Genomic DNA, 21,246 nt, shown 5'->3' on the forward strand with positions numbered 1-21,246 from the left:
GTTATCCCGACAGGTTGAAGTTGCCGGAGCTGCCGTAGATGGCCAGCGAGATCAACAAAGTAACGGTGACGACCGCTATGAGCGACGAGCGCACTGCGTTTCCGACCGCCACGCCGACGCCGACCGGACCACCGCTGGCAGTGAAGCCGTGGTACGTGTGGATCAGCATTACCGCGAGCGCCATGATTATGGCCTGGGCGAAGGACCACAGAATGTCCGTCGGTATCAAGAATGTGTCGAAGTAGTGGTCGTAGACGCCTGCGGACTGCCCGAAGAGCACCACCGTGGCGAAACGACTCGCGATGAACGAGGCGATGACCGCCAGCGAGTAGAGCGGAACGATGGCAACCATGCCGGCGAGCACACGAGTGCTGACCAGATACGGTATCGACGGAATTGCCATCGACTCCAGTGCGTCGATCTCTTCGGATACCCTCATAGCACCCAGCTGCGCCGTAGAACCTGCTCCGATGGTGGCCGCAAGACCGATGCCCGCGATGACCGGCGCGATAATCCGCACGTTGATGAAGGCGGCAAAGAAGCCGGTGAGAGCTTCTACACCGATGTTCCCCAGTGAGGTAAATCCTTGCAAGGCAACGGTCCCACCGCCGAACAGCGTCAGAAATCCGACGATGACCACCGTTCCACCGATGACGGCGAGCGCGCCGGATCCCATACTGATCTCGGCGACGAGTCGCAGGGTCTCTTTCTTGTAATTGACCGCGGCGCGCGGAATCGATGCGAGCGCACGAAGATAGAAGATCGCCTGTTCTCCTAGGCGGTCCACCGCCCCTGAAGTGCGACTGATCCGCTTGCGCACCATCGTAAAACGGCCGGCTGCAGCGAGGGCCATTTCTAGATCCCCCTCATCCGGCTGTCAATTTGATACCGACGGCGGTGACCACGACATTGACGACGAACAATGCCATGAATGCGAAGACTACGGTCTGATTCACTGCATCGCCCACGCTTTTGGCTCCACCACGTACATTCAGCCCGAGAAAACATGCGACAAGGCCGGCGATCATCCCGAACAAACCAGCCTTGACCTGCGAGGTGATGAGTTCGCCGAACCCAGTCAACAGCGTGATGCCGTTGACGAAAGATCCCGGGTTGACCCCCTGGAGAAATACGGAGAACACGAAGCCACCGATAATGCCGATGGTGCATACCAAGCCGTTGAGCAGTAACGCAACGACCGTCGAGGCGAGTACCCGTGGGACGACGAGACGGTGGATCGGGTTGATGCCGAGCACCCGCATCGCGTCGATCTCCTCACGGATGGTGCGTGCGGCAAGGTCGGCGCAGATGGCCGTCGCGCCCGCCCCTGCGACGATGAGCACTGTGACGATCGGTCCGACCTGCGTGACAGCGCCCAGGGCAGCGCCCGCCCCACTGAGGTCGGCTGCACCGATCTCACGGAGAAGGATGTTGATGGTGAAGCTGACCAACACGGTGAAAGGCACGGCAACCAGAACGGTCGGGACCATCGACACACGGGCGACGAACCACGCCTGGTCGATGAACTCTTGACGCTGGAACGGCCGGCGGAACACCGAACGCAAGGTGTACCACGACATGTCGAAGAAGGCGCCTACTGCACGAAGGGGCACGAGTAGAACGTCGTTCATGAAACCTCCCTCGATACATGCGGCACTGTGATCCAGGTCATGGCCGTCCAGTTCATGTTAACTAGAACACGTTCAGTAGTCAAAGAATCGACCGATCTCGATGTTGGGCGGTTCGAATCACGCGTGAGTGTCGTACACATCGCGTACGGCCCTTCTGTTCACTTACATTGCAGGAAAAGAGTTTTGGTTTCGCATACTCGAATGTCGCTACATCCGAGGAGGCCACTCAGCCACTGCGAGCGGAGGGTTCACCGTGTAGAAACGGGTGTAAAACTAGATCAAGTTCTAGTTTTACACCCGCCACATCGGAACCTACGTGCCCGCATCATCTTCACCCGACATGGTCGGTTATGTGACCGAAATCGAAAAGCTACGGACCGGCCGTGACCTCCGGCGCGTCCAGATCGAGAGCCGCGCCGGCGGAGAAGGTCTTGGAAGGATCACGTCCGTCGAAGTACGTACTCAGCTCGGCCCCGAGAGACAGCGGCGTCCACGCACCCGAAGTTGCATCGAACCGCTGCTCGACGACGGGGGCAGCCATGAGAGCCACCATCGGCCCGTAGACGATGAAGACCTGGCCGTTGACGGCGTCCGAGGCGGGTGAGGACAGGTAGGTCACCAACGTCGATACGTGCTCCGGCGCCAACGGATCGACCCCGTCGGTGGGGGCGTCACCGAAGACAGCCTCGGTCATCGTCGTACGGGCCCGTGGGCAGATCGCATTGGCGCGAACCCCGTACCGTGACAACGCCCGCGATGCCGACAGCGTCAACGCAGTGATTCCTGCCTTGGCTGCGCCGTAGTTGGCCTGCCCTTCCGGCCCGAGCAGACCTGCTTCGGAAGAGGTGTTGACGATTCTGCCGTACACCGGGGCACCGGACTTCTTCGATTCGGCTCGCCAGTAAGCGCCTGCATTGCGCGTGAGCAGAAAGTGCCCGCGCAGATGAACTCGAACGACAGCGTCCCAGTCGTCGTCGGACATGTTGAACAGCATGCGGTCTCGGACGATTCCAGCATTGTTGACGACGATGTCGACGCGGCCGAACTTGTCCTGTGCGGCCGCGAACATGGCGTCGGCAGTGGAACGTTCACTGACGTCGCCCGGCACGAAGACCACCCGACGGCCAGTCGCCTCGATCGCCGCGATCGTCTCGTCCGCGGCGGGTCCCGACGCGATGTCGCCGAGCACTATGTCAGCACCCGCCTGCGCGAGGCCGATGGCCTCCGCGCGGCCGAGTCCGGACGCAGCACCGGTTACGAGCGCTACTCTGCCGTCGAGTCGTACCTCTTCGTCGTTCACGTTCCGGACTGTAGAACGTGTTCTATGTTTGTGGCAAGCAAGCTATCCCTTCCACCGCAGTGCGGCTCGCGGGCAACCCGCTATCGCCTCGTCCACGTCCGCCTTGTTCTCGGGCAGGTCTGCGGCATCGGACACCACCAGTTGGTCGTCGTCGTCAAGGTCGAACACCTGGGGTGCTACGCCTACACACACGCCGTTCGCTTCACACCGATCGAAATCAACCTCGAGCACTGTCGATACCCACCTTCATTAGTGATGAAGCCGCGTCGGCGCCGGTACATCGCGGTCGGTCCCCGGTTGAGGGCCGCGCACCCAGCCGACGGGCCGCTTATCCCTCAAGACTAGAACCTGTTCCACCCCGTGTGCAATGATTCGACTTATCTGAGGGTGGCGGAAGGATTCCGACGTCGACTCACTGTGAACTTGTTGCAGATTCCGGGCACGAGAGGACCACTGATATGCGGATCATGTACACGGAGGAACAGGCCGAGTTGCGCGCCGAATTACGCGCCTACTTCGCCACCCTGATCACTCCCGAGCGCCGCGAGGCACTGAGCTCGACGTCCGGTGAATACGGTGAGGGCACCGTTTATCGCGATGTAGTCAAGCAGATGGGTACCGACGGTTGGCTCGCGCTCGGCTGGCCTACCGAGTTCGGTGGCCAGGCACGTTCGGCCATGGACCAGCTCATCTTCACCGACGAAGCCGCCACTGCGGGGGCTCCGGTTCCGTTCCTGACCATCAACAGCGTCGCGCCGACCCTCATGGCATTCGGCACCCCCGAGCAGAAGGCGTACTTCCTTCCGCGTATTTCGGCAGGCGATCTGCACTTCTCGATCGGCTACTCCGAACCGGAAGCAGGCACCGACCTGGCAGCGCTGCGCACCACTGCAGTGCACGACGGCGACGACTACGTCATCAACGGCCAGAAGATGTGGACCTCGCTCATCAAGTACGCCGACTACGTGTGGCTCGCGTGCCGTACCGATCCCGAGGCTCGCAAACACCGCGGAATCAGCATGCTGATCGTTCCCACCGACGCCGAAGGCTTCTCCACCACTCCGGTGCACACGATGGCAGGCCCCGACACCAGCGCGACCTACTACCAGGATGTGCGAGTACCCAAGACCGCACTCGTGGGCGAAGAGAACCGCGGCTGGTCGCTGATCACCAACCAGCTCAACCACGAGCGTGTCGCTCTCACCTCCGCCGGTCCCCTCGTCGCTTCTCTCCGTGAGGTCCGTGCGTGGGCGCAGAACACCAAGAAGCCGGACGGCACTCGGATCATCGATCAGGAATGGGTGCAGATTGCACTCGCTCGGGTCCACGCGAAGGCGTCCTACCTCGAACTGCTCAACTGGGAAATCACCGCCGCGAGCTCCACCCCCGGCCCGGCCGACGCGTCGGCGAACAAGGTGTACGGCACCGAACTGGCAACCGAGGCATACCGCACGATGATGGAAATCCTCGGACCATCCGCCACGTTCCGGCGCGGCTCGCCTGGCGCCCAACTACAGGGTCGACTCGAACGGCTGCATCGCTCTTCGTTGATCCTCACCTTCGGCGGCGGCACCAACGAGGTGCAACGCGACATCATCGGCATGACCGCGCTCGGCCTGCCCGCATCTGCACGCTGACTTTTCGGGAGAGAATGAAATGGACTTCACCACCACCGAGGCTCAGCGCGATCTCGCCGGGCTCACCCATGACATCGTTACCAAATACAGCACGAACGACGTTCAGCGACAGCTGGATTCCAACCCGGACACCATCGACCGCGCCCTTTGGGACGCGCTGACCTCCGGCGGACTTCTGTCGGCTACCGCGCCCGAGTCCATCGGCGGCGACGGTTACGGCGAACTGGAAGCTTCGTCGATCGCCATCGAACTCGGCAGAGGCCTTGCCGCCGTCCCGTTCGTGGCAAGTACGACAGTCGCCGCGGCGATCGCTCGGTTCGGCTCGGACGAGCAGCGGACCGAGTGGGCAGCCCCAGCCATTGCCGGCAGCTCGATCCTGACGTTGGCAATCGATGAAGAACACGGCGAGCCGCTCGACCCGTCGACCCGAGCAGACCGCACCGACACCGGCTGGACTTTGACCGGCTCCAAGATCGGCGTCGACAGTGCACCCGTTGCCGACGGCTTCCTCGTCACGACGGCCGCAGGCGCGTTCCTCGTTCGCGCGGACGACGCCGGCGTCACGGTCCTACCCCAGCAGGGCGTCGACAACCGCAGCATCGGAGTTCTCGAATTGAACTCGGTGCAGGTCGACTCGACACGGTTGCTCGCAGATCCGGACGTCACGCGCTGGGTTCTGGCACGCGTCACGCTCGGAACCTGCGCATACCAGGTCGGGGTCCTGGAGGAATCGCTTCGGCTCACCGCCGAGTACGCCCGTGAACGGGTTCAGTTCGGTAAGCCGATCGGCAGCTTCCAGGCCGTCGCACAGCGGTTGGCCGACGGGTACATCGACGTCAAGGGTGCCCGGTTGACGCTCTGGAAGGCAGCGTGGAGCCTCTCCGCCGGCAACAACGGTGACGAAGATGTTGCGGTCGCGAAGTTCTGGGCAGCGGACGCAGGCCACCGCGTCGCGCACACGCTGGTGCACATTCACGGTGGAGTCGGGCTCGATCGCGATCACCCGGTGCACCGATACTTCCTCGTCGCCAAGCGTGCGGAGTTCGCCTACGGACATGCCACCGCTCAGCTACGACGTCTAGGTTCCGCTCTCGCCGACGTGCCTGCCTGATTCGGGCTTATTCGCCCGACCTGGTAATCGCCAGGTCGGGCGACACCGAGAATGCCTGCCCCGCAGTGATTTTCGGGCAGCCTCTCCAACGATCAGTCAGTCGAAAAGAGTAGGTGACGGCTCCTCGTCGACCACGGCCGCCGTGGAGCCCGCGGGCTGCGACTCTCCCCCGGGAGAACCCTTACGGACCACCGACAGTGTGGTGGTTCGCACCGAGAGTCGATGGCCGCCGTGATGTTCCAAAAGTGCGAGACCCTGTCGAATCTCGAGCACTTTCCACGGGCCGGCGTGCCCGTTCGCCTGGACCAGGTCGCCTGCTGCGATCGCGGAAGCCACTACGAGTCTCCATTCGGTTCGTTCATTCGTGTGTGACTCAACCCTAGTGGGCTCGGAACCTGTTGCTTGCCTCGAGCGCCCCCACCCGGCCGCAACGGTACTTATCTGCCTCGACACACACTCCCCCGCAAGATAACTCGGCGGACTCGCCCGTGATCGTGCGAGCCCGCCGAATCATCTAGCGAATCTTGTCGAGCCTGCTGACTGCTTCCTCGAACCCGCCCACCAAATCGGCGATGATGTCCGCGACCGCCCGAATCTCGTTCATCCTGCCCACGATCTGTCCCACCGGCATGGCCACCACGTCGGGGTTGTCGGCGTTGTTGATTCGTTGGTGCGCTTCACTGACCAAGATGTTCTGCAACGGCATCGGTAGCGGCTCCGGGGCCTCGGCGCTGTTCCACGCCTCGGTCCACTTCGTCTTGAGCAAGCGCGCGGGTTTACCCGAGTAGATGCGAGTTCGAACCGTGTCGCTCGACGTCGCCGTCAACAACGCTTCCTGCATCGCCGACGGCTTGCCCTCCACACGTGCACCGAGGCGGTACTCGGCCGCTGTCAGCCACATCGATCCCATCCAGACACCTTGGGCTCCGAGCGCCAACGCGGCCGCTACCTGCCGTCCACTGCCGATTCCGCCTGCTGCGAGTACTGCGCCCGAGTCGCCCAACGCCTCGACGACCTCGGGTAGCAGCACCATCGAAGCGATCTCACCGGTATGACCCCCAGCTTCATACCCCTGAGCGATGACGATATCGACACCGTTCTCGATGTGTCTTCGCGCGTGTTCCGCCGTACCTGCCAGCGCTGCGACCGGTACGCCGTGTTCGTGTGCCTGCACGATCACGTCGTTCGGCGGCGAGCCCAGCGCATTGGCGATCAACTTGATCGGGTGTTTCAGCGCGACGTCGACGTGCGAGCGGGCCACCGAATGCAGCCAGCCGAGCACGCCTTCGTTACGTGCCGCATCGTCGTCGAGCGGCGGCACACCGAGCTGGTCGAGCGTCCGATCGATGAACGCTCGATGCTCGGCCGGAATCAATTCGTTCAAGTCCACCGAAGCACCTTCGGTGGGGATCTTCGCCGGCATGACGATGTCGACACCGTACGGCTTACCGTCGGTGTTCTCATCCATCCAGGTCAGCACCGCGTCGAGCTCTTCGGCGTCGTTGAACCGCACGCAGCCGAGCACACCGAGTCCGCCGGCTCGGCTGATCGCCGCAGCGACATGTTCGGACGGAGTGAAGCCGAAGATCGGAAATTCTATTCCGAACTTCTCCGACAGATCGGTGTGCATGATTGCCTAGCTCTCTGCGCTGGCGAGACGCGACACGGAGGTCTCGTCGGCCGGGCGCTGTTCGGTCTGACTCACTGCCCACCGGTAGTCGGGCTTGCCGGCCGGCGAACGCTTGATCTCGTCGACGAACCACACCGCACGCGGAATCTTGTATCCTGCAATCTCTTTGCGTGCTGCGGTATCGAGGTCTGCGAGTGTAGGACGATGTGTGCCTCGGGCCTGTACGACGGCAGCAACCTTGTGGCCGAGCCGCTCGTCCGGTACGCCGACGACGATGGCGTCGAACACGTCGGGGTGCGATTTGAGCGCACCTTCGACCTCTTCGGGGAACACTTTTTCACCACCGGTATTGATCGAGACCGAGCCGCGACCGAGCATCGTGACGCTGCCGTCGGCTTCGACCCTGGCGTAGTCGCCGGGAATCGAGTAGCGGACGCCGTTGATCTCCTTGAACGTCTCGGCCGTCTTGACCTCGTCCTTGTAGTACCCGACCGGGATGTGCCCGCTCCGCGCCAGTAGTCCCTTGACTCCCGAGCCTGCCTCGACGGGACGGCCGTCTTCACCGAGCACGATCGTCGACGCGTCGATCTTCACCCGCGGTCCACCGGTGTGTTCAGCGCCCTTGGCGACGACGGACAGTCCGCCGAAGCCGGTCTCGGAAGATCCGATCGAGTCGGTGATCATGCGGTTGGGGAGTAGTTCGAGGAGCTGCTCCTTGATGCTGGGTGAGAACAATGCTGCGCTGCTGGCTATCAGGAAAAGCGAAGACAAGTCGTAGGGCTTGCCATCCGGGCCGCCCTCGATGAGCGCGTCGAGCATCGGTCGTGCCATCGCATCGCCGGTGATGAAAATGAGGTTGACCCCGTACTTGTCGACCTGTTGCCACATGGCATGGCCCTCGAAATCAGGGTGCAGCACAGTCTTTCCACCACCGAAGAGGCTCTGGAACGTGGCCCACTGTGCCCCGCCGTGGATCATCGGTGGAATCGGCATTCTCGTCATCGGCGGATTCTCGGCACCCAATTTGGCCATGTCCCACTCGTCTTCGACGTACTCGCCGGTCATGAAGTTGATACCACCGCCGAGCACACGCCAGATATCCTCGTGCGTCCACATGACGCCCTTGGGACTGCCGGTGGTCCCACCGGTGTAGAGCATGTAGATGTCGTCTTTTGTGCGTTCCTCGAAGTCACGTTCGGGGGAAGAACTCTCCAACGCGTCTTCGTAGGAGACCTGACCCTCGTCGCCGTCGATCACGACGATCGTCTTCAGCAGGGGACACGTCGGTAGGACAGCAGCGACCTTGTCGGAGTAGCGAGCTTCGTGGACGAGTGCGACCATGTCCGAATTCTCGAAGATGTACTGCAACTCGTTCTCGATGTAGCGGTAGTTCACGTTGACCACGACTGCGCGAATCTTGAAGACAGCGACCATCGACTCGATCGCTTCGATGCCATTGCGGCTGTACACGCCGACCTTGTCGCCCGGCTTGACGCCTTGTTTCTGCAGGTAGTGCGCTAGCCGGTTGGTTCTGTCTTCCATCTGCGCGTAGGTGATCTCTCGGTCTCCCGACACCAGGGCAATTCGGTCGGGAACAAGGTCGATTGCATGCTCGACAAGGTCTGCGATATTTAGGGCCACGCGTTAAAAGTAGAACGTGTTATCGTTTCTGGCAATAGCCAATCTGAGACCTAGATCACAAGAATGAGGTAGCCACAGTGACGTCGAGCGCGCCGGAAGTCGGAACGGAATCACCGCACGCACTCGTGGAGAAGCGCGGCCAAGTCCTCATCGTGACGATGAACCGACCCGAAGCGCGCAATGCACTGAGCGGCGAGATGATGGCCATCATGCGCGACGCCTGGGATCGCGTCGATGCCGACCCCGATATTCGGGTCGCCATCCTGACCGGCGCCGGCGGCGCATTCTGCGCAGGCGCCGACCTCAAAGCAATGACCAGCACTCACCCAGGTGACAGTTTCAGCGGCGGCGGGTGGGACCTGTCGAAGATCGAGGCCCTGCTGAAAGGCCGCAGGCTGACCAAGCCGCTCATCGCAGCGGTCGAGGGCCCCGCTATTGCCGGCGGTACCGAGATTCTTCAGGGCACCGATATTCGCGTCGCAGGCGAAAGCGCCAAGTTCGGTGTCTCCGAAGCAAAATGGGGGCTCTTTCCACTCGGCGGATCCGCAGTGCGGCTCGTCCGGCAGATCCCGTACACGATCGCGGCCGACATTCTGTTGACCGGCAGGCATATTCGCGCTGCCGAAGCCAAGGAGATCGGGCTGATCGGCCACGTGGTCCCCGACGGCCAGGCGCTGGAGAAGGCCCTCGAACTCGCCGAACTCATCGCCGCGAACGGCCCGCTCGCCGTGCAGGCGATACTCAAGACCATTCGAGACACCGAGGGACTCCACGAGGAAGAGGCGTTCAAGATCGACGCCGAACTCGGAGTAGCGGTATTCAAGAGCCACGATGCCAAGGAAGGGCCCCGGGCATTCGCCGAGAAGCGGGCCCCGGTGTTCGAGGGGCGGTAGCGCTTCAGCGCTGGACCGCCTCCATCGGCGTGCCATTGTCGACCAGCGCCGACAGCGTCGCAGCTTCCATGCCCGGTGAACCACACACCAGCACCTGATGACGGTCGAAGGGCTCCTGAACGGCGATGACGTCGGCGAGACTGCCTTCCCAGCAGTGCTTCGCCCCGAACTTCGCGTCAGGGTCCGCTACGTGTGCATTGATGGCCTCGTGCCACCTGTCCGGCGCCCATGGGTCCGCCAATTGATCCACCACCGGCACGACTTTCAGCCAGGGCAGTTCGGACGCAAGGATCCACAACAGATCCGCGGCATACAGATCGCTGGGCGATCGACCACCGAAGTACAACGTCACTCGCGGTGGCGACGGTCGACGCGTCAGGTCCAGGATGAGCGAACGCATCGGCGCCAGCCCGGTTCCTCCGGCGATCATGACGACATCTCGACCGGAGTTGTCGATGTGAAAGTTGCCGCCCGGATTGCGGAGTTGCCACACGTCACCCGGGCGGGTCTCGTTGACGATCGACCCGCTGACCCAGCCCGCCGGGACTGCTCGAACATGAAATTCGAGTTTGCCGTCCGCCGACGGCGGAAGCGCCGAGGAATACCGTCGAGACAGTGTTGCGTTCTGCGGCACCACGACCTCGATCGACTGTCCGGCTCGAAATGGAACGGCGTCCCCGACGAGGCGGACGACAGCCAAGTCGTTGCGTAGTCGGTTGTACTGGACCACTTTTGCGTTCCACGTCTGCATGGCGTCAAGGATAAGCGGTCTCACCGCCTGTGCGCGATCAGCCGATGGCTTCCGGTCTTCGACAAGGATGCTCAGCGTTGGTGTCGCGGTTTCCAGACGACCAATGCACTGCGTTGTACGGGAACGAGATCGCGTCGGTAGCTCGCGTGCACGTTCGCCAACTCGTGGGCGAGTTCGGTGACACGTGCCTGCAAAGCCTCGACCTGATTGGTCAGCTCGATGATCCGCTTGATGCCTGCCAGGTTCACGCCCTCGTTCTGCGAGAGCCGCTGCACTTCGCGCAGCAGTGCCACATCGCGCGGGGAGTAACGCCGTCCCCCACCGGTAGTGCGGTGCGGCGTCACCAACCCCAAGCGGTCGTACGTACGCAGGGTTTGCGCGTGCATTCCTGCGAGTTGGGCTGCGACCGAGATGACGAACACCTGTGCATCGGGGTCAGCGTGACCGGTCACTACGCACCTGCCCACCCGGCCCGCGGGTCGAATCCGCTGGCCTTCTCGGCTTCCAGATAAGCGTGCAGTGCCTCGATGGCAGGATCGTCGAGTTTCTGCGGCACCGCGACCTTGACGGTGACCATCAGGTCACCTGCAGTGCCCGTCTTCTTGGGAACTCCTCGTCCACGAACACGCAGCACACGTCCGTCGACGGTGCCCGGTGGAACTTTGACGCCGACTCGGCCGTCGAGGGTCGGGATCGACAACGTGGCTCCGAGGACCAGTTCGCCGTAACTGACCGGCACCGTCACGGTGAGATCGTCGCCGTTGCGGCCGAAAACCTTGTCGGGCCGAACTCGGACGGTGACGTACAGATCGCCCGACGGCGCCCCGCGCAGTCCGGCCTCACCCTGGCCTGCCAATCTGATCTTCTGGCCGTCGGACACTCCGGGCGGGACACGCACGGTGATGGTGCGCGTGCGATTCTGCACTCCGGTACCGCGGCAGTCCTGGCACGGATCGTCGATGATCGAACCGGTTCCGCGGCAGTCGTCGCACGGCTCACTGAACCCGAACGCGCCTTGGTTGCGGTTGACCACGCCTGCGCCGTTGCACCTGGGGCACACGCGCGGGCTGGTTCCTGGTTTCGCACCGCTGCCGTGACACGTGGTGCACGAGGACGGGCTGGTGAGTCGCAGCGGAACGGTGACGCCTTGGGTGGCTTCACGGAAACCGAGAGTGGTCTCGGTCTCGACGTCGCTGCCCCGTCGTGGACGGTTGCCCGCGGGGCGCTGCTGCGTCCCACCGCGGTTGAACAGTCCACCGAAGATGTCGCCGATTCCGCCGTCGCCGCCACCACCGGCCTGACCGAAGATGTCGCCGACGTCGAAGGTCTGGCCTCCGCCGCCGCCTCCACCGAATCCGCCCGAACTGGGGCTGAAGCCGCCTCCGCCCTGACCGAATCCACCGGACGCGAAGAGTCGACGTGCCTCGTCGTACTCCTTACGTTTCGCCGGATCGATGAGAACCGACTTGGCCTCGCTGACCGCCTTGAATCGGCGCTCGGCCTCGGCGTTTCCGGGATTGGCATCAGGATGGTTGTCCTTGGCCAGCTTCCGGTACGCCTTGTTTATCTCGTCTGTGGACGCGTTGGAGGAAACGCCCAGTTCCTTGTAGAAGTCCTTCTCGATCCACTCCCGCTGGCTCACCGGGCGTTTCCTCCTCTCGCGCTATTTTTGTTTACTGCCCCTCGGGAGCATCGGCTCCCGAATCTTGTGATGCATCATCGACCACACCGACCATCGCAGTCCGTAGGACACGATCTCCGAGCTTGTAACCAGGACGCATCAGCGTTCCGATCACTGGTTCGTTACCGTCACCCTCATGGGAGACGGCTTCGTGAACCGACGGATCGAACGTGTCACCGATGGCGCCGAACGCGGCTAGTCCGATGTTGTCGAACACACTGGCGAGCTTGTCCGAGAGCGCCTTCAGTGGACCCGTCTCGAGGTCTCCGTGCTGTCGAGCTCGCTCGAGATCGTCGAGGACCGGGAGTAGCTGAGAGACGACAGACGCTTTCGCGTTCTCCGCTCCCGTCTGCTTCTCGCGGTCGGTCCGACGACGGTAGTTGGCATACTCTGCCGACACCCGCTGCAGATCGGCAGTCAGTTCCGCGATCTTTGTATCGCGCACATCTTCCACCACCTCTGCCTCGACATCCCCTTCGTCCACCGAGTCGGGCTGGGGCGCAGCCCCGGTGCCCACGAGGGGCTCCGGAACTGCGTCACCTTCCCGAACTTCACCGGTTTCGGGATCGATCTTTCGCTTGTCCACGAAAGTAACCGGTTCCTGCTCGGTGTTTCCGGACGTCACTTCTTGTCCGTGTCGACGGGCTCGTCCACGACCTCGGCGTCGACGACACCGTCGTCAGCAGCCTGAGCCCCGCCCTCTGCGCCGCCCTGCTCGTTGGCCTGAGCCTCGTAGATGGCGGTGCCGAGTGCCTGCGACTCGGTGGACAGCTTCTCCACGGCGGACTTGACCGCCGAGATGTCGCTACCGGCGAGAGCCGATTTGGCCTCTTCGATTGCCGACTCGACACGGCCCTTGAGCTCGGCGTCGACCTTGTCCTCGTTGTCCTTGACGAACTTCTCCGTCTGGTGGACGAGGGACTCGGCCTGGTTGCGGACCTCGGCCTCTTCGCGACGAGCCTTGTCCTCGTCTGCGTGAGCTTCCGCGTCGGCGACCATGCGGTCGATCTCTTCCTTGGACAAGCCGGAGCCGTCCTGGATCTTGATCGTATTTTCCTTGCCGGTGCCCTTGTCCTTGGCCGTGACGTGCACGATGCCGTTGGCATCGATGTCGAACGTGACCTCGATCTGGGGCACTCCGCGAGGAGCAGGTGGCAGATCCGTCAGCTCGAAGGAGCCGAGGAGCTTGTTGTGCGAAGCGATCTCGCGCTCACCCTGGAAGACCTGGATCTGCACCGAAGGCTGATTGTCGTCAGCGGTGGTGAAGGTCTCGGACCTCTTGGTCGGGATGGTGGTGTTGCGCTCGATGAGCTTGGTCATCACGCCACCCTTGGTCTCGATGCCGAGGGACAGCGGTGTGACGTCGAGGAGCAGAACGTCCTTGACCTCACCCTTGAGCACGCCCGCCTGCAATGCAGCACCGACGGCCACGACCTCGTCCGGGTTGACGCCCTTGTTGGGCTCGCGTCCACCGGAGAGTTCCTTGACCAGCTCGGAGACCGCAGGCATACGCGTCGAACCACCGACGAGTACGACGTGGTCGATGTCCTTGACGGCGATGCCGGAGTCCTTGACCACTGCCTGGAACGGCGCACGAGTGCGATCGAGCAGGTCGGAGGTGATCTTCTGGAACTCCGAGCGGCTGAGCTGCTCGTCGAGGAACAACGGGTTCTTGTCCGCGTCGACCGTGATGTACGGAAGGTTGATCGACGTGCTCTGCCCGGAGGACAGTTCGATCTTCGCCTTCTCTGCAGCTTCACGCAGACGCTGCAGGGCCATCTTGTCCTTGGTCAGATCGATGCCGTTCTGAGCCTTGAACTTGTCGACGAGCCAGGTGACGATCCGCTCGTCCCAGTCGTCGCCACCGAGGTGGTTGTCGCCCGAGGTTGCACGGACCTCGACGACACCGTCGCCGATATCGAGCAGGGAGACGTCGAACGTGCCGCCACCGAGGTCGAACACCAGAATGGTCTGCTCGCTGTCGCCCTTGTCCAGGCCGTATGCGAGTGCAGCCGCGGTGGGCTCGTTGACGATGCGCAGGACGTTGAGGCCGGCGATCTGGCCGGCTTCCTTGGTTGCCTGACGCTGCGCGTCCTCGAAGTAAGCGGGCACGGTGATGACCGCGTCGGTGATTTCCTCGCCCAGGTAGGCCTCGGCGTCGCGCTTCAGCTTCTGCAGCGTGCGCGCGCTGATCTCCTGTGGCGTGTACTTCTTACCGTCGATCTCCACGTTCCAGTCCGTGCCGATGTGACGCTTCACGGAACGAATCGTGCGGTCGACGTTGGTGACCGCCTGGTTCTTCGCGGGCTGGCCGACGAGCACTTCACCATTCTTGGCGAAGGCGACGACCGACGGTGTGGTGCGTGATCCCTCGGCGTTGGCGACCACAACCGGCTCGCCGCCCTCTAGGACGGACACAACCGAGTTGGTGGTCCCGAGGTCGATACCGACCGCACGAGCCATAATGTTTCCTCCTGTTGTTGCTGTGGAAAATGCCTAGCTGAGTGAACTGCACTCAAGTCTGCAAGACATCTTTTGATTCGTCAAGCTGGAGTTGAGCCTCATCCACTCAAGGCTGTCGAAAGGGTTAACGGAGGATTCACGGGATTTGTTCCCGGGGCAGTCCCACTCACACGGATGCGCCGTGACGGCAGTGCCGTCACGGCGCAGGATCGAGGTGAAACCTTCCGCTACTACTCCTCGGTGTCGGCGGGCTCCGGTGCGCAATCGACAGTGAGCAGGCCGACAGCGACGTTGTTCGTGTAGTTGGCGTCGAGCTGCGGTGAGAACACCGCCACGCCGCCCGGGCGCGAGACCCACTCGGTTGCCCCACTCGGCACGATCACCTTTTCCGTCTTACCCGGATCGATCTTCTCGACGGTGGCGGCACCGTTGACATCGGGCAGCACCGCATAGTTGACGGACACCGCGGATGCGGCACCCTTGCCGACGTTCTCGACCGAGATCTCCAGCGCGCCGACCCTCTCCCCCTCCGGCTTCTTGCCGTCTTTCGCCACGCATGCCGTTCCGATCGTGACGACGAGGTCGGGTGATTCGGCGACCGAGGAACCGAAGGGGCTTGCGGGTGCTTCGGGCTCCGCGGAGGCGATGGGCGCCAGGACGACCGCACCCATGGCGGCGGCAAGAGCGGCTGTCGAGGCCAGGACGGTGGCGCGGGCGATGTGACGCATGAGGATCTCCTGTTACAGATGAGGTTGGTGTTGCAGTTGATGTTGTTGTTGCCAGATTGACTATTACCTATGCGAACCAGACATTCCATACCAGGCGGTCTCGATTGAGTGACGCTTTGCTTACCGGTCGATCACGTTGTCTTGGAACAACATCGATGTAATTCTCGGGCCGAACACTGGGCACCGGGTTTCGCCTGCGCCCCGACCGGGGATGTACCAGACTGCGGACCTTCCGTTCCCTACGTAGGGTTTGAGGAAAAGCGAGGCTACGGAGGCACATGGATCCCGAAGTGCAGCACGAACCAAGCGAGATCACCTACGACGAGAAGTTCTACCCGGCCAGACCTCGACCGCTTCGCCCCTCCGTCCGTCGGGCCAACCGGATCGGCAACTCCTCCCAGGACAGCGATCCGTCCGCCGCCAATGGCGAATACGTCGAATGGCTGACCGAGCAGTCGATGCTGCGGGACGCCAAACTCATCGCCGAACAGCTCTCCGGCAAAGGCAGTATGTGGCAGAACCCCTATGCCGACCCCAACCCACGGGGGGCCGTCGAGCGCGCGCCCGTCTGGTTCACCGCCTACCCGATCTCGGTGATCAACGCTCCGCAGACCAGCTTTCTACACACCCTGGGCAGCGAAGAGCTCTGGCAGGCCTTCTCCGATATCGGCATCACCGCCGTCCACACCGGACCGGTCAAGGTCGCCGGCGGTATCCACGGTTGGAAGCCGACGCCTTCGGTAGACGGTCACTTCGATCGCATCGGGATGCAGATCGATCCCGCGTTCGGCTCGGAGGAAGAGTTTCGTCGCCTGTGCGTCGTCGCCGCCGCATACGACGGCATCGTCATCGACGACATCGTCCCGGGGCACACCGGCAAGGGAGCGGATTTCCGCCTCGCCGAAATGGCGGTCGCCGACTACCCGGGGATCTACCACATGGTGGAGATCGAGCCGGAGGACTGGCATCTACTACCGCGTGTCCGTGCCGGTGCCGACTCGCAGAACATCGACGCCGAAGCCGAAGCCAATCTCGCGCGCGCCGGCTACATCATCGGCCAGCTCCAACGCGTCATCTTCTACGAGCTCGGAGTGAAGGAAACCAACTGGAGCGCAACAGCTCCCGTCGTCGGCATCGACGGTATCGAGCGTCGCTGGGTGTACCTGCACTACTTCAAGGCCGGGCAGCCGTCGATCAACTGGCTCGACCCGTCGTTCGCCGGGATGCGCCTGGTGATCGGCGACGCATGCCACTCCATTGCCGACCTCGGCGCCGGTGCGCTGCGCTTGGACGCCAATGGCTTCCTCGGTGTCGAGCGCCGCGCGGAAGGCCCTGGCTGGTCGGAGGGGCACCCCCTGTCGGAGGCTGCGAATCATCTGATCGCCAGTGTGGTGCGCAAGATGGGCGGATTCACCTTCCAGGAGTTGAATCTGACGATCGACGACATCAAGGCCATGAGCGAGAACGGCGCCGACCTGTCGTACGACTTCATCAACCGGCCCGCCTACCATCACGCGCTCGTCATGGGGAATACCGAATTCCTCCGGCTCACCATGACACTGTGCCGTGACCACGGCGTCGACCCGGCCTCGCTGGTGCACGCCCTACAGAACCACGATGAGCTGACCTTCGAGCTCATCCACTTCGCAACACTGCACGCGGAGGACGAGTTCCACTACTGCGGCGACGTCGTGAAGGGTTCGGATCTCGGCGATCTGATTCGGTCCGATCTCACCGATCGACTCACCGGACGTTGGGCACCGTACAACCGAACCTTCACCACCAACGGAATCGCCTGCACCACAGCCAGTGTCATCACCGCTTCACTCGGTATCCGCGATCTCGATCGGATGGACGAGTCCGATATCGACACCGTCAGAACCGTTCATCTGATGCTCGCGATGTTCAACGCCCTGCAGCCGGGCGTGTTCGCGTTGTCGGGCTGGGACCTGCTCGGTGTGCTCCCTATCGACGCCGAGGACGTAGCCGAGTTGATTCGCGAAGGCGACACCCGCTGGATCAACCGTGGCGCCCACGATCTGATGGACAGTTTCCCCGACGCGGTCCGCTCGGAATCGGGCATACCCCGTGGCCGCAGCCTCTATGGTGCATTGCCTGCACAGCTGAAGGATCCGAACTCGTTCGCCAGCCAGCTCGGACGAATCATCGAGATTCGCAACAGGTTCGGCATCGCCACCGCGCAGCAACTCGATGTACCGACCGTCTCGCACAAGGGCCTGTTGGTGATGGTGCACGAACTGGGTCAGGGCACCATTCAGGCAACGGTCATCAACTTCTCCTCGGACGAGGTAGCGGCCACCATCCAGTCCAAGTTCCTGACTCCCGGCGCGGGCGTCTTCGACATGTTCGAGGACTCGGAACTCGGCGTAGTCGACGAGCTCAACAGCTTCCCGATGACCCTCGCCCCATACCAGGGGGTGCCGGTCATTCTGCGCTGAAGCACGGATCAACGCGTCACGGCGACAACACCTTCCGCGCTGCGCGCCGCAATAGCGCAGGCGCGCGAGGTGAACTGATCGAGCAGTGGATGCTCGGAAAGTCTGCGCCACTTCGAGATCGCGTCGAGCGCCCTGTCGCGGCGCTCGGCCGGTCCGGAGTCCGGATCCAAGCCAAGTCGGACGGCGGTGTCGATGCCGTATCCGCCGATGATCCGCTGCAGTTCCGCGAGATCGCCGTCGGGCAGTTTCGGGACGGTGGATCGTAGCCGTCCGAGCAGCCGTAGTTCTTGAAAGCCATGCACGTCGGCCAGCATCCGGCCCGCTTCGGCTCGAAAGACTGCGGACTGTGCAATCGGCCGAGATTCTAGAATGCGCTGCAGCGCAACGAGTGCCGAATGTAGTTTCAGCTGGTCCGCGCGTTGACCGAACTGCACGTCGATCACCGATCGTAGTTCGCTCAACCCGCTACGTTCGACCAATTCCGCTGCCAATGTCGGCGAATCACGGACGCCGAGTTTGATCAGAGTGATCGCCATCCTGATTCCGAACATGCCGAAGCGATCGACGATCGACGCCCGCAGATCCGCATCGACCGGCAGCAGCCCGGGTCGGGAGAACCTGTCGGCCGACAGCATCGCCAACGCCAGATCTTCGTCGGGCACACCTGCCAGGGTTTCGAAGGCCGCGAACTCCGATTGCCGCAATGTTCCAGCGGCCAGCGCGAGCAACCCCGCAACGGGTACGACGGCCTGGCACAGTCCTGTCGATTCCAACTCCGCAGCGAACCGGGCCGCGACCTCGTGCGCGGACATCATCGCGTCCATCCGGCCTGCCCCGACTTCGTCCGCACGTGAGAGAACTCCGATCACACCGAGCGGTCCCGACTCACCGCCGACATGAGCACCGATCTGGCTGAGAAAGCTCACGTCGGTAGCGTTGAGTGTTCGCATCAGATATACGACTGCGTCGGCCCCGGAAGAAGAGTTCCCCGGCGCCAGCATCGACAGGGTGCGAGCCGAGACGTCTCGGGAGAGAGAGGAGGTGCCAGGCGTATCGATGATGGTGCTGTGTGTCAGGGCGCGCGCAGGCCACTCGACTTCGAGACGATCGACATCGGACGCGGTCAGGTCGCCGAGGTCGAACGCCAAGCGTCCGTCGCGGCGCTGCACCGGCACGTGTGTGGACTTGTCTCCGTCGTACCAGGCTGTGACGTTCGGACTGGCCCCGTTGCGATACCAGGTGACGACCTTGGTGCACTCGGTGGCGTCGGTCGGCGCTATGTCCTGCCCGACAAGAGAATTGAGCAGTGTCGACTTACCTGCCTTGAGCGACCCGGCGAGCGCGACGCGCAGCGGCTGACCCAGCCGATCCAGTACCTGGGTCAGTGAGGCAGCGGCGTAGGTGTCGATCGAATAGGCAGCGCGTGCGGCGGAGATCAGCTCACGGGCATCGGCGAGCGGTGTCACTGTGCCCGGCCGTTCGGCACTAGAGCGGAAGCACGCTCGTTGAGCTCCGCGACGACCTTCATCTCCCGGTCCAAATGCCCTATCCTCGTCGATCTTTCGGCTGTTTCGACTGTTGCTGCTTCCTGCGCTGCGCGCAGCGAATCGTTGAGCGATCGCAGCGTCTGCTCGGCGATGGAGGTGAAGTGATCGCGTAGCACCCGCTGAATCAGACGCAAACGATCCTTCGATTCCTTACCGACCTGAAAGCTGACGTCATCGGTGAAGCGGCGAATCGCGATCTTGGCTTCCGAACGACGAGCCCGGACCTGATTTTCTTTGTCTTCCTTGTAAGCCTTGGTGCCCAGCAGCACGCCGGCACCGATGGAAATCGGATTGAGGAGACTGAGCCCGACGAAGGTGGTGATGAGCCCGAACATCAGCACCCCTCCATACGATCCACGCATTCCGACGAGGACTTTCTGAGTGATCCCGGTCTTCCCCGTCTCCAGATCGGCAAGCGAGGCAACGGGTTCGAGAATGTCGTCGAGATCGCCGAGATCGAGATCGGGCAGCGCGACCGCACCGGCGGCCGCGAAGTGCTCCGCGACGAGCTCGGACAACCACAGCGCACGGTCGTGTGCCCACACGAAGTTGTCACCCACCGATGCCGCGATCTGCTCTTCGAGCCAGTCCCCGAGCTCGAGCCAGTCCGAACTCGGGTCCCCGCCGTCCACTGTCTCCTCCGCCTCGCGTGTCACTCGACGCAGTCGATCACGCAGGTCGTGGTCGATATCCGCGGCGAGGTCGGCGATGCCGTCGGAGAGGGTGTGCTGCCACTGCGAGGTCTTCTTGTGCAGCTCCTCGGCCGCCGCTTTCGCCCGTTGCAGTCCGGCAACAGCTGCCTCGGCTCGCTGCGGATCACGTAGTGCCGCAAGCTCGCTCCCCATTGCCAGCGCGAGATGCTCGGTGACCGACCTGATGTCGAGCGAGACGGCAGCTCGCGTCGTCGCATCGGCGCGCGAGAGGACGTTCTCGCGGAGGAAGGTGTAGAGCTCGGGAAATCCCGACTCGCTGTTCAACTCTTCGTCACTGAGCCGAAGTGCGTGTGATCGCAGCAAGGAGGACAGCGCGATGATCGGCACATCGAGGCCTTCACGCGCCAGGTGAGCGAGGTTGGCGTCGACGATCTGCCGCCAGTGCGGATAGAGATCGGTCTTGGTGACCAACAAGGCCACCGAAGGGCAGAGGCCGAGAACCTGTCGGAGAAAAGACACTTCGGGCTCGGTGAGCTCGCGACTGGCATCGGAGACGACCAGTACCGCGTCTGCGGACGGTATCAACCCGAGTGTGCCTGCCGCATGCGGGTTTCCATGGCCACCCACGCCGGGAGTATCGACGAGCACGAGCCCGTCGGCCAGTAGCGGACTCGGTACGTTGACCTCGAGTCGAAGGACCTCGCGGGATTGCGCTCGAGGATCCGCGGGGGTGATGGTCTGTAGTTCTTCGAGCGGTACTTCGACCCGAACGGCCTCGTTGCCCGGATCGGCAAGCACCAGTTCTGCATACGGACGTTCGGAGTTCTGCACGACGGTGGGGATGGCGGTCGTTTCGTCGTCACCGACCGAACAGACGTCGAGGTTGAGCAACGAGTTGACGAATTGGCTTTTTCCCTGTTTCAGAGGCCCGACGACGACGATGCGCCTTCTGGGATCGAGCACTCGCTCCTTCGCGAGTTCCACCCTCGACACGAGATCGGACCGACCGACGCGCTGCGCCACTTCCGCAGTGCGATCGAGCAAATCGGCCAGCTGCTTCGATTGCCCGTCCATAGCCTTCTTTCCGATACACGTTCCTTCTCGAGCGTTCGGGTGAACTC

The 21,246-nt window shown here is 62.8% G+C and carries 19 protein-coding genes; 4 read left to right on the forward strand and 15 right to left on the reverse strand.

Going from position 1 to position 21,246, the window contains the following annotated elements; all coding sequences use genetic code 11:
• Position 1: 1 nt before the first annotated feature.
• The 4 genes from ABIB36_RS02335 to ABIB36_RS02350 form a co-directional block, all read right to left on the reverse strand.
• Positions 2–823: an MlaE family ABC transporter permease gene (locus ABIB36_RS02335; RefSeq protein ID WP_256895658.1), complete on the reverse strand. Its 822-nt coding sequence runs from the start codon at positions 821–823 to the stop codon at positions 2–4.
• 43 nt (positions 824–866) lie between these two features.
• Complete coding sequence (locus ABIB36_RS02340) at positions 867–1,631, reverse strand: MlaE family ABC transporter permease (protein WP_084347217.1); 765 nt, start codon at positions 1,629–1,631, stop codon at positions 867–869.
• Positions 1,632–2,001: 370 nt separating this feature from the next.
• Positions 2,002–2,931: a 3-oxoacyl-ACP reductase gene (locus ABIB36_RS02345; RefSeq protein WP_084347216.1), complete on the reverse strand. Its 930-nt coding sequence runs from the start codon at positions 2,929–2,931 to the stop codon at positions 2,002–2,004.
• 42 nt (positions 2,932–2,973) lie between these two features.
• Positions 2,974–3,162: a ferredoxin gene (locus ABIB36_RS02350; RefSeq protein ID WP_084347215.1), complete on the reverse strand. Its 189-nt coding sequence runs from the start codon at positions 3,160–3,162 to the stop codon at positions 2,974–2,976.
• Between the two features lie 227 nt (positions 3,163–3,389).
• Here ABIB36_RS02350 and ABIB36_RS02355 point away from each other — a divergent pair, with 227 nt between their 5' ends.
• Complete coding sequence (locus tag ABIB36_RS02355; protein ID WP_084347214.1) at positions 3,390–4,568, forward strand: acyl-CoA dehydrogenase family protein; 1,179 nt, start codon at positions 3,390–3,392, stop codon at positions 4,566–4,568.
• Between the two features lie 19 nt (positions 4,569–4,587).
• Entirely contained in the window at positions 4,588–5,679 is a 1,092-nt protein-coding gene (locus ABIB36_RS02360; RefSeq protein WP_354559019.1) for an acyl-CoA dehydrogenase family protein, read from the forward strand.
• A gap of 96 nt (positions 5,680–5,775) precedes the next feature.
• On the opposite strand, the gene ABIB36_RS02365 is transcribed toward ABIB36_RS02360, so the two are convergent.
• The 3 genes from ABIB36_RS02365 to ABIB36_RS02375 form a co-directional block, all read right to left on the reverse strand.
• Positions 5,776–6,015 carry a hypothetical protein gene (locus ABIB36_RS02365; protein WP_084347212.1) on the reverse strand — a complete coding sequence of 80 codons (240 nt, stop codon included), beginning with the start codon at positions 6,013–6,015 and terminating at the stop codon, positions 5,776–5,778.
• Between the two features lie 178 nt (positions 6,016–6,193).
• Positions 6,194–7,309, reverse strand: a complete 1,116-nt coding sequence (locus ABIB36_RS02370) for an NAD(P)H-dependent flavin oxidoreductase (protein WP_354559020.1) — start codon at positions 7,307–7,309, stop codon at positions 6,194–6,196.
• A gap of 6 nt (positions 7,310–7,315) precedes the next feature.
• Entirely contained in the window at positions 7,316–8,950 is a 1,635-nt protein-coding gene (locus ABIB36_RS02375; RefSeq protein ID WP_084347210.1) for an acyl-CoA synthetase, read from the reverse strand.
• A 158-nt stretch (positions 8,951–9,108) separates the two neighbouring features.
• Here ABIB36_RS02375 and ABIB36_RS02380 point away from each other — a divergent pair, with 158 nt between their 5' ends.
• On the forward strand, positions 9,109–9,843 hold the full coding sequence (locus ABIB36_RS02380; protein ID WP_256895657.1) for a crotonase/enoyl-CoA hydratase family protein: 735 nt from the start codon (positions 9,109–9,111) through the stop codon (positions 9,841–9,843).
• Positions 9,844–9,847: 4 nt separating this feature from the next.
• Here ABIB36_RS02380 and ABIB36_RS02385 read toward each other — a convergent pair whose 3' ends face one another.
• The 6 genes from ABIB36_RS02385 to ABIB36_RS02410 form a co-directional block, all read right to left on the reverse strand.
• Positions 9,848–10,594, reverse strand: a complete 747-nt coding sequence (locus tag ABIB36_RS02385) for an FAD-binding oxidoreductase (protein ID WP_084347208.1) — start codon at positions 10,592–10,594, stop codon at positions 9,848–9,850.
• Between the two features lie 71 nt (positions 10,595–10,665).
• Positions 10,666–11,046, reverse strand: a complete 381-nt coding sequence (locus tag ABIB36_RS02390; protein WP_179142319.1) for a heat shock protein transcriptional repressor HspR — start codon at positions 11,044–11,046, stop codon at positions 10,666–10,668.
• Positions 11,046–12,236 carry a molecular chaperone DnaJ gene (gene dnaJ / locus ABIB36_RS02395; RefSeq protein WP_084347206.1) on the reverse strand — a complete coding sequence of 397 codons (1,191 nt, stop codon included), beginning with the start codon at positions 12,234–12,236 and terminating at the stop codon, positions 11,046–11,048. Before dnaJ ends, ABIB36_RS02390 begins: the two co-directional genes overlap by 1 nt.
• Positions 12,237–12,267: 31 nt before the next feature.
• Positions 12,268–12,900, reverse strand: coding sequence for a nucleotide exchange factor GrpE (gene grpE / locus ABIB36_RS02400; RefSeq protein WP_084347205.1), 633 nt, complete (start codon positions 12,898–12,900; stop codon positions 12,268–12,270).
• On the reverse strand, positions 12,897–14,738 hold the full coding sequence (gene dnaK, locus ABIB36_RS02405; RefSeq protein ID WP_354559021.1) for a molecular chaperone DnaK: 1,842 nt from the start codon (positions 14,736–14,738) through the stop codon (positions 12,897–12,899). Before dnaK ends, grpE begins: the two co-directional genes overlap by 4 nt.
• Before the next feature lie 230 nt (positions 14,739–14,968).
• Complete coding sequence (locus tag ABIB36_RS02410) at positions 14,969–15,466, reverse strand: Pro-kumamolisin, activation domain family protein (RefSeq protein ID WP_084347203.1); 498 nt, start codon at positions 15,464–15,466, stop codon at positions 14,969–14,971.
• Between the two features lie 278 nt (positions 15,467–15,744).
• On the opposite strand from ABIB36_RS02410, the gene treS reads away from it, so the two are divergent.
• Positions 15,745–17,925: a maltose alpha-D-glucosyltransferase gene (gene treS / locus ABIB36_RS02415; RefSeq protein WP_084347202.1), complete on the forward strand. Its 2,181-nt coding sequence runs from the start codon at positions 15,745–15,747 to the stop codon at positions 17,923–17,925.
• An 8-nt stretch (positions 17,926–17,933) separates the two neighbouring features.
• Here treS and ABIB36_RS02420 read toward each other — a convergent pair whose 3' ends face one another.
• Both ABIB36_RS02420 and ABIB36_RS02425 read right to left on the reverse strand, forming a co-directional pair.
• Positions 17,934–19,391: a dynamin family protein gene (locus ABIB36_RS02420; RefSeq protein WP_354559022.1), complete on the reverse strand. Its 1,458-nt coding sequence runs from the start codon at positions 19,389–19,391 to the stop codon at positions 17,934–17,936.
• Positions 19,388–21,199, reverse strand: a complete 1,812-nt coding sequence (locus ABIB36_RS02425) for a dynamin family protein (RefSeq protein ID WP_354559023.1) — start codon at positions 21,197–21,199, stop codon at positions 19,388–19,390. The genes ABIB36_RS02420 and ABIB36_RS02425 overlap by 4 nt, the downstream gene beginning before the upstream one ends.
• Between the last annotated feature and the right edge of the window lie 47 nt (positions 21,200–21,246).

This window comes from Rhodococcus sp. UYP9, assembly GCF_040547235.1.
GTDB lineage: Bacteria > Actinomycetota > Actinomycetes > Mycobacteriales > Mycobacteriaceae > Rhodococcoides.

Bases quoted from the DNA above. Each gene is read 5' to 3' on its own strand.
- ABIB36_RS02370 (WP_354559020.1), bottom strand. From the start codon at position 7,309: ATGCACACCGATCTGTCGGAGAAGTTCGGAATAGAATTTCCGATCTTC.
- ABIB36_RS02340 (WP_084347217.1), bottom strand. From the start codon at position 1,631: ATGAACGACGTTCTACTCGTGCCCCTTCGTGCAGTAGGCGCCTTCTTC.
- ABIB36_RS02335 (WP_256895658.1), bottom strand. From the start codon at position 823: ATGGTGCGCAAGCGGATCAGTCGCACTTCAGGGGCGGTGGACCGCCTA.
- dnaK (WP_354559021.1), bottom strand. From the start codon at position 14,738: ATGGCTCGTGCGGTCGGTATCGACCTCGGGACCACCAACTCGGTTGTG.
- ABIB36_RS02355 (WP_084347214.1), top strand. From the start codon at position 3,390: ATGCGGATCATGTACACGGAGGAACAGGCCGAGTTGCGCGCCGAATTA.
- ABIB36_RS02380 (WP_256895657.1), top strand. From the start codon at position 9,109: ATGAACCGACCCGAAGCGCGCAATGCACTGAGCGGCGAGATGATGGCC.
- ABIB36_RS02410 (WP_084347203.1), bottom strand. From the start codon at position 15,466: ATGCGTCACATCGCCCGCGCCACCGTCCTGGCCTCGACAGCCGCTCTT.
- ABIB36_RS02360 (WP_354559019.1), top strand. From the start codon at position 4,588: ATGGACTTCACCACCACCGAGGCTCAGCGCGATCTCGCCGGGCTCACC.
- treS (WP_084347202.1), top strand. From the start codon at position 15,745: ATGGATCCCGAAGTGCAGCACGAACCAAGCGAGATCACCTACGACGAG.
- ABIB36_RS02425 (WP_354559023.1), bottom strand. From the start codon at position 21,199: ATGGACGGGCAATCGAAGCAGCTGGCCGATTTGCTCGATCGCACTGCG.
- ABIB36_RS02385 (WP_084347208.1), bottom strand. From the start codon at position 10,594: ATGCAGACGTGGAACGCAAAAGTGGTCCAGTACAACCGACTACGCAAC.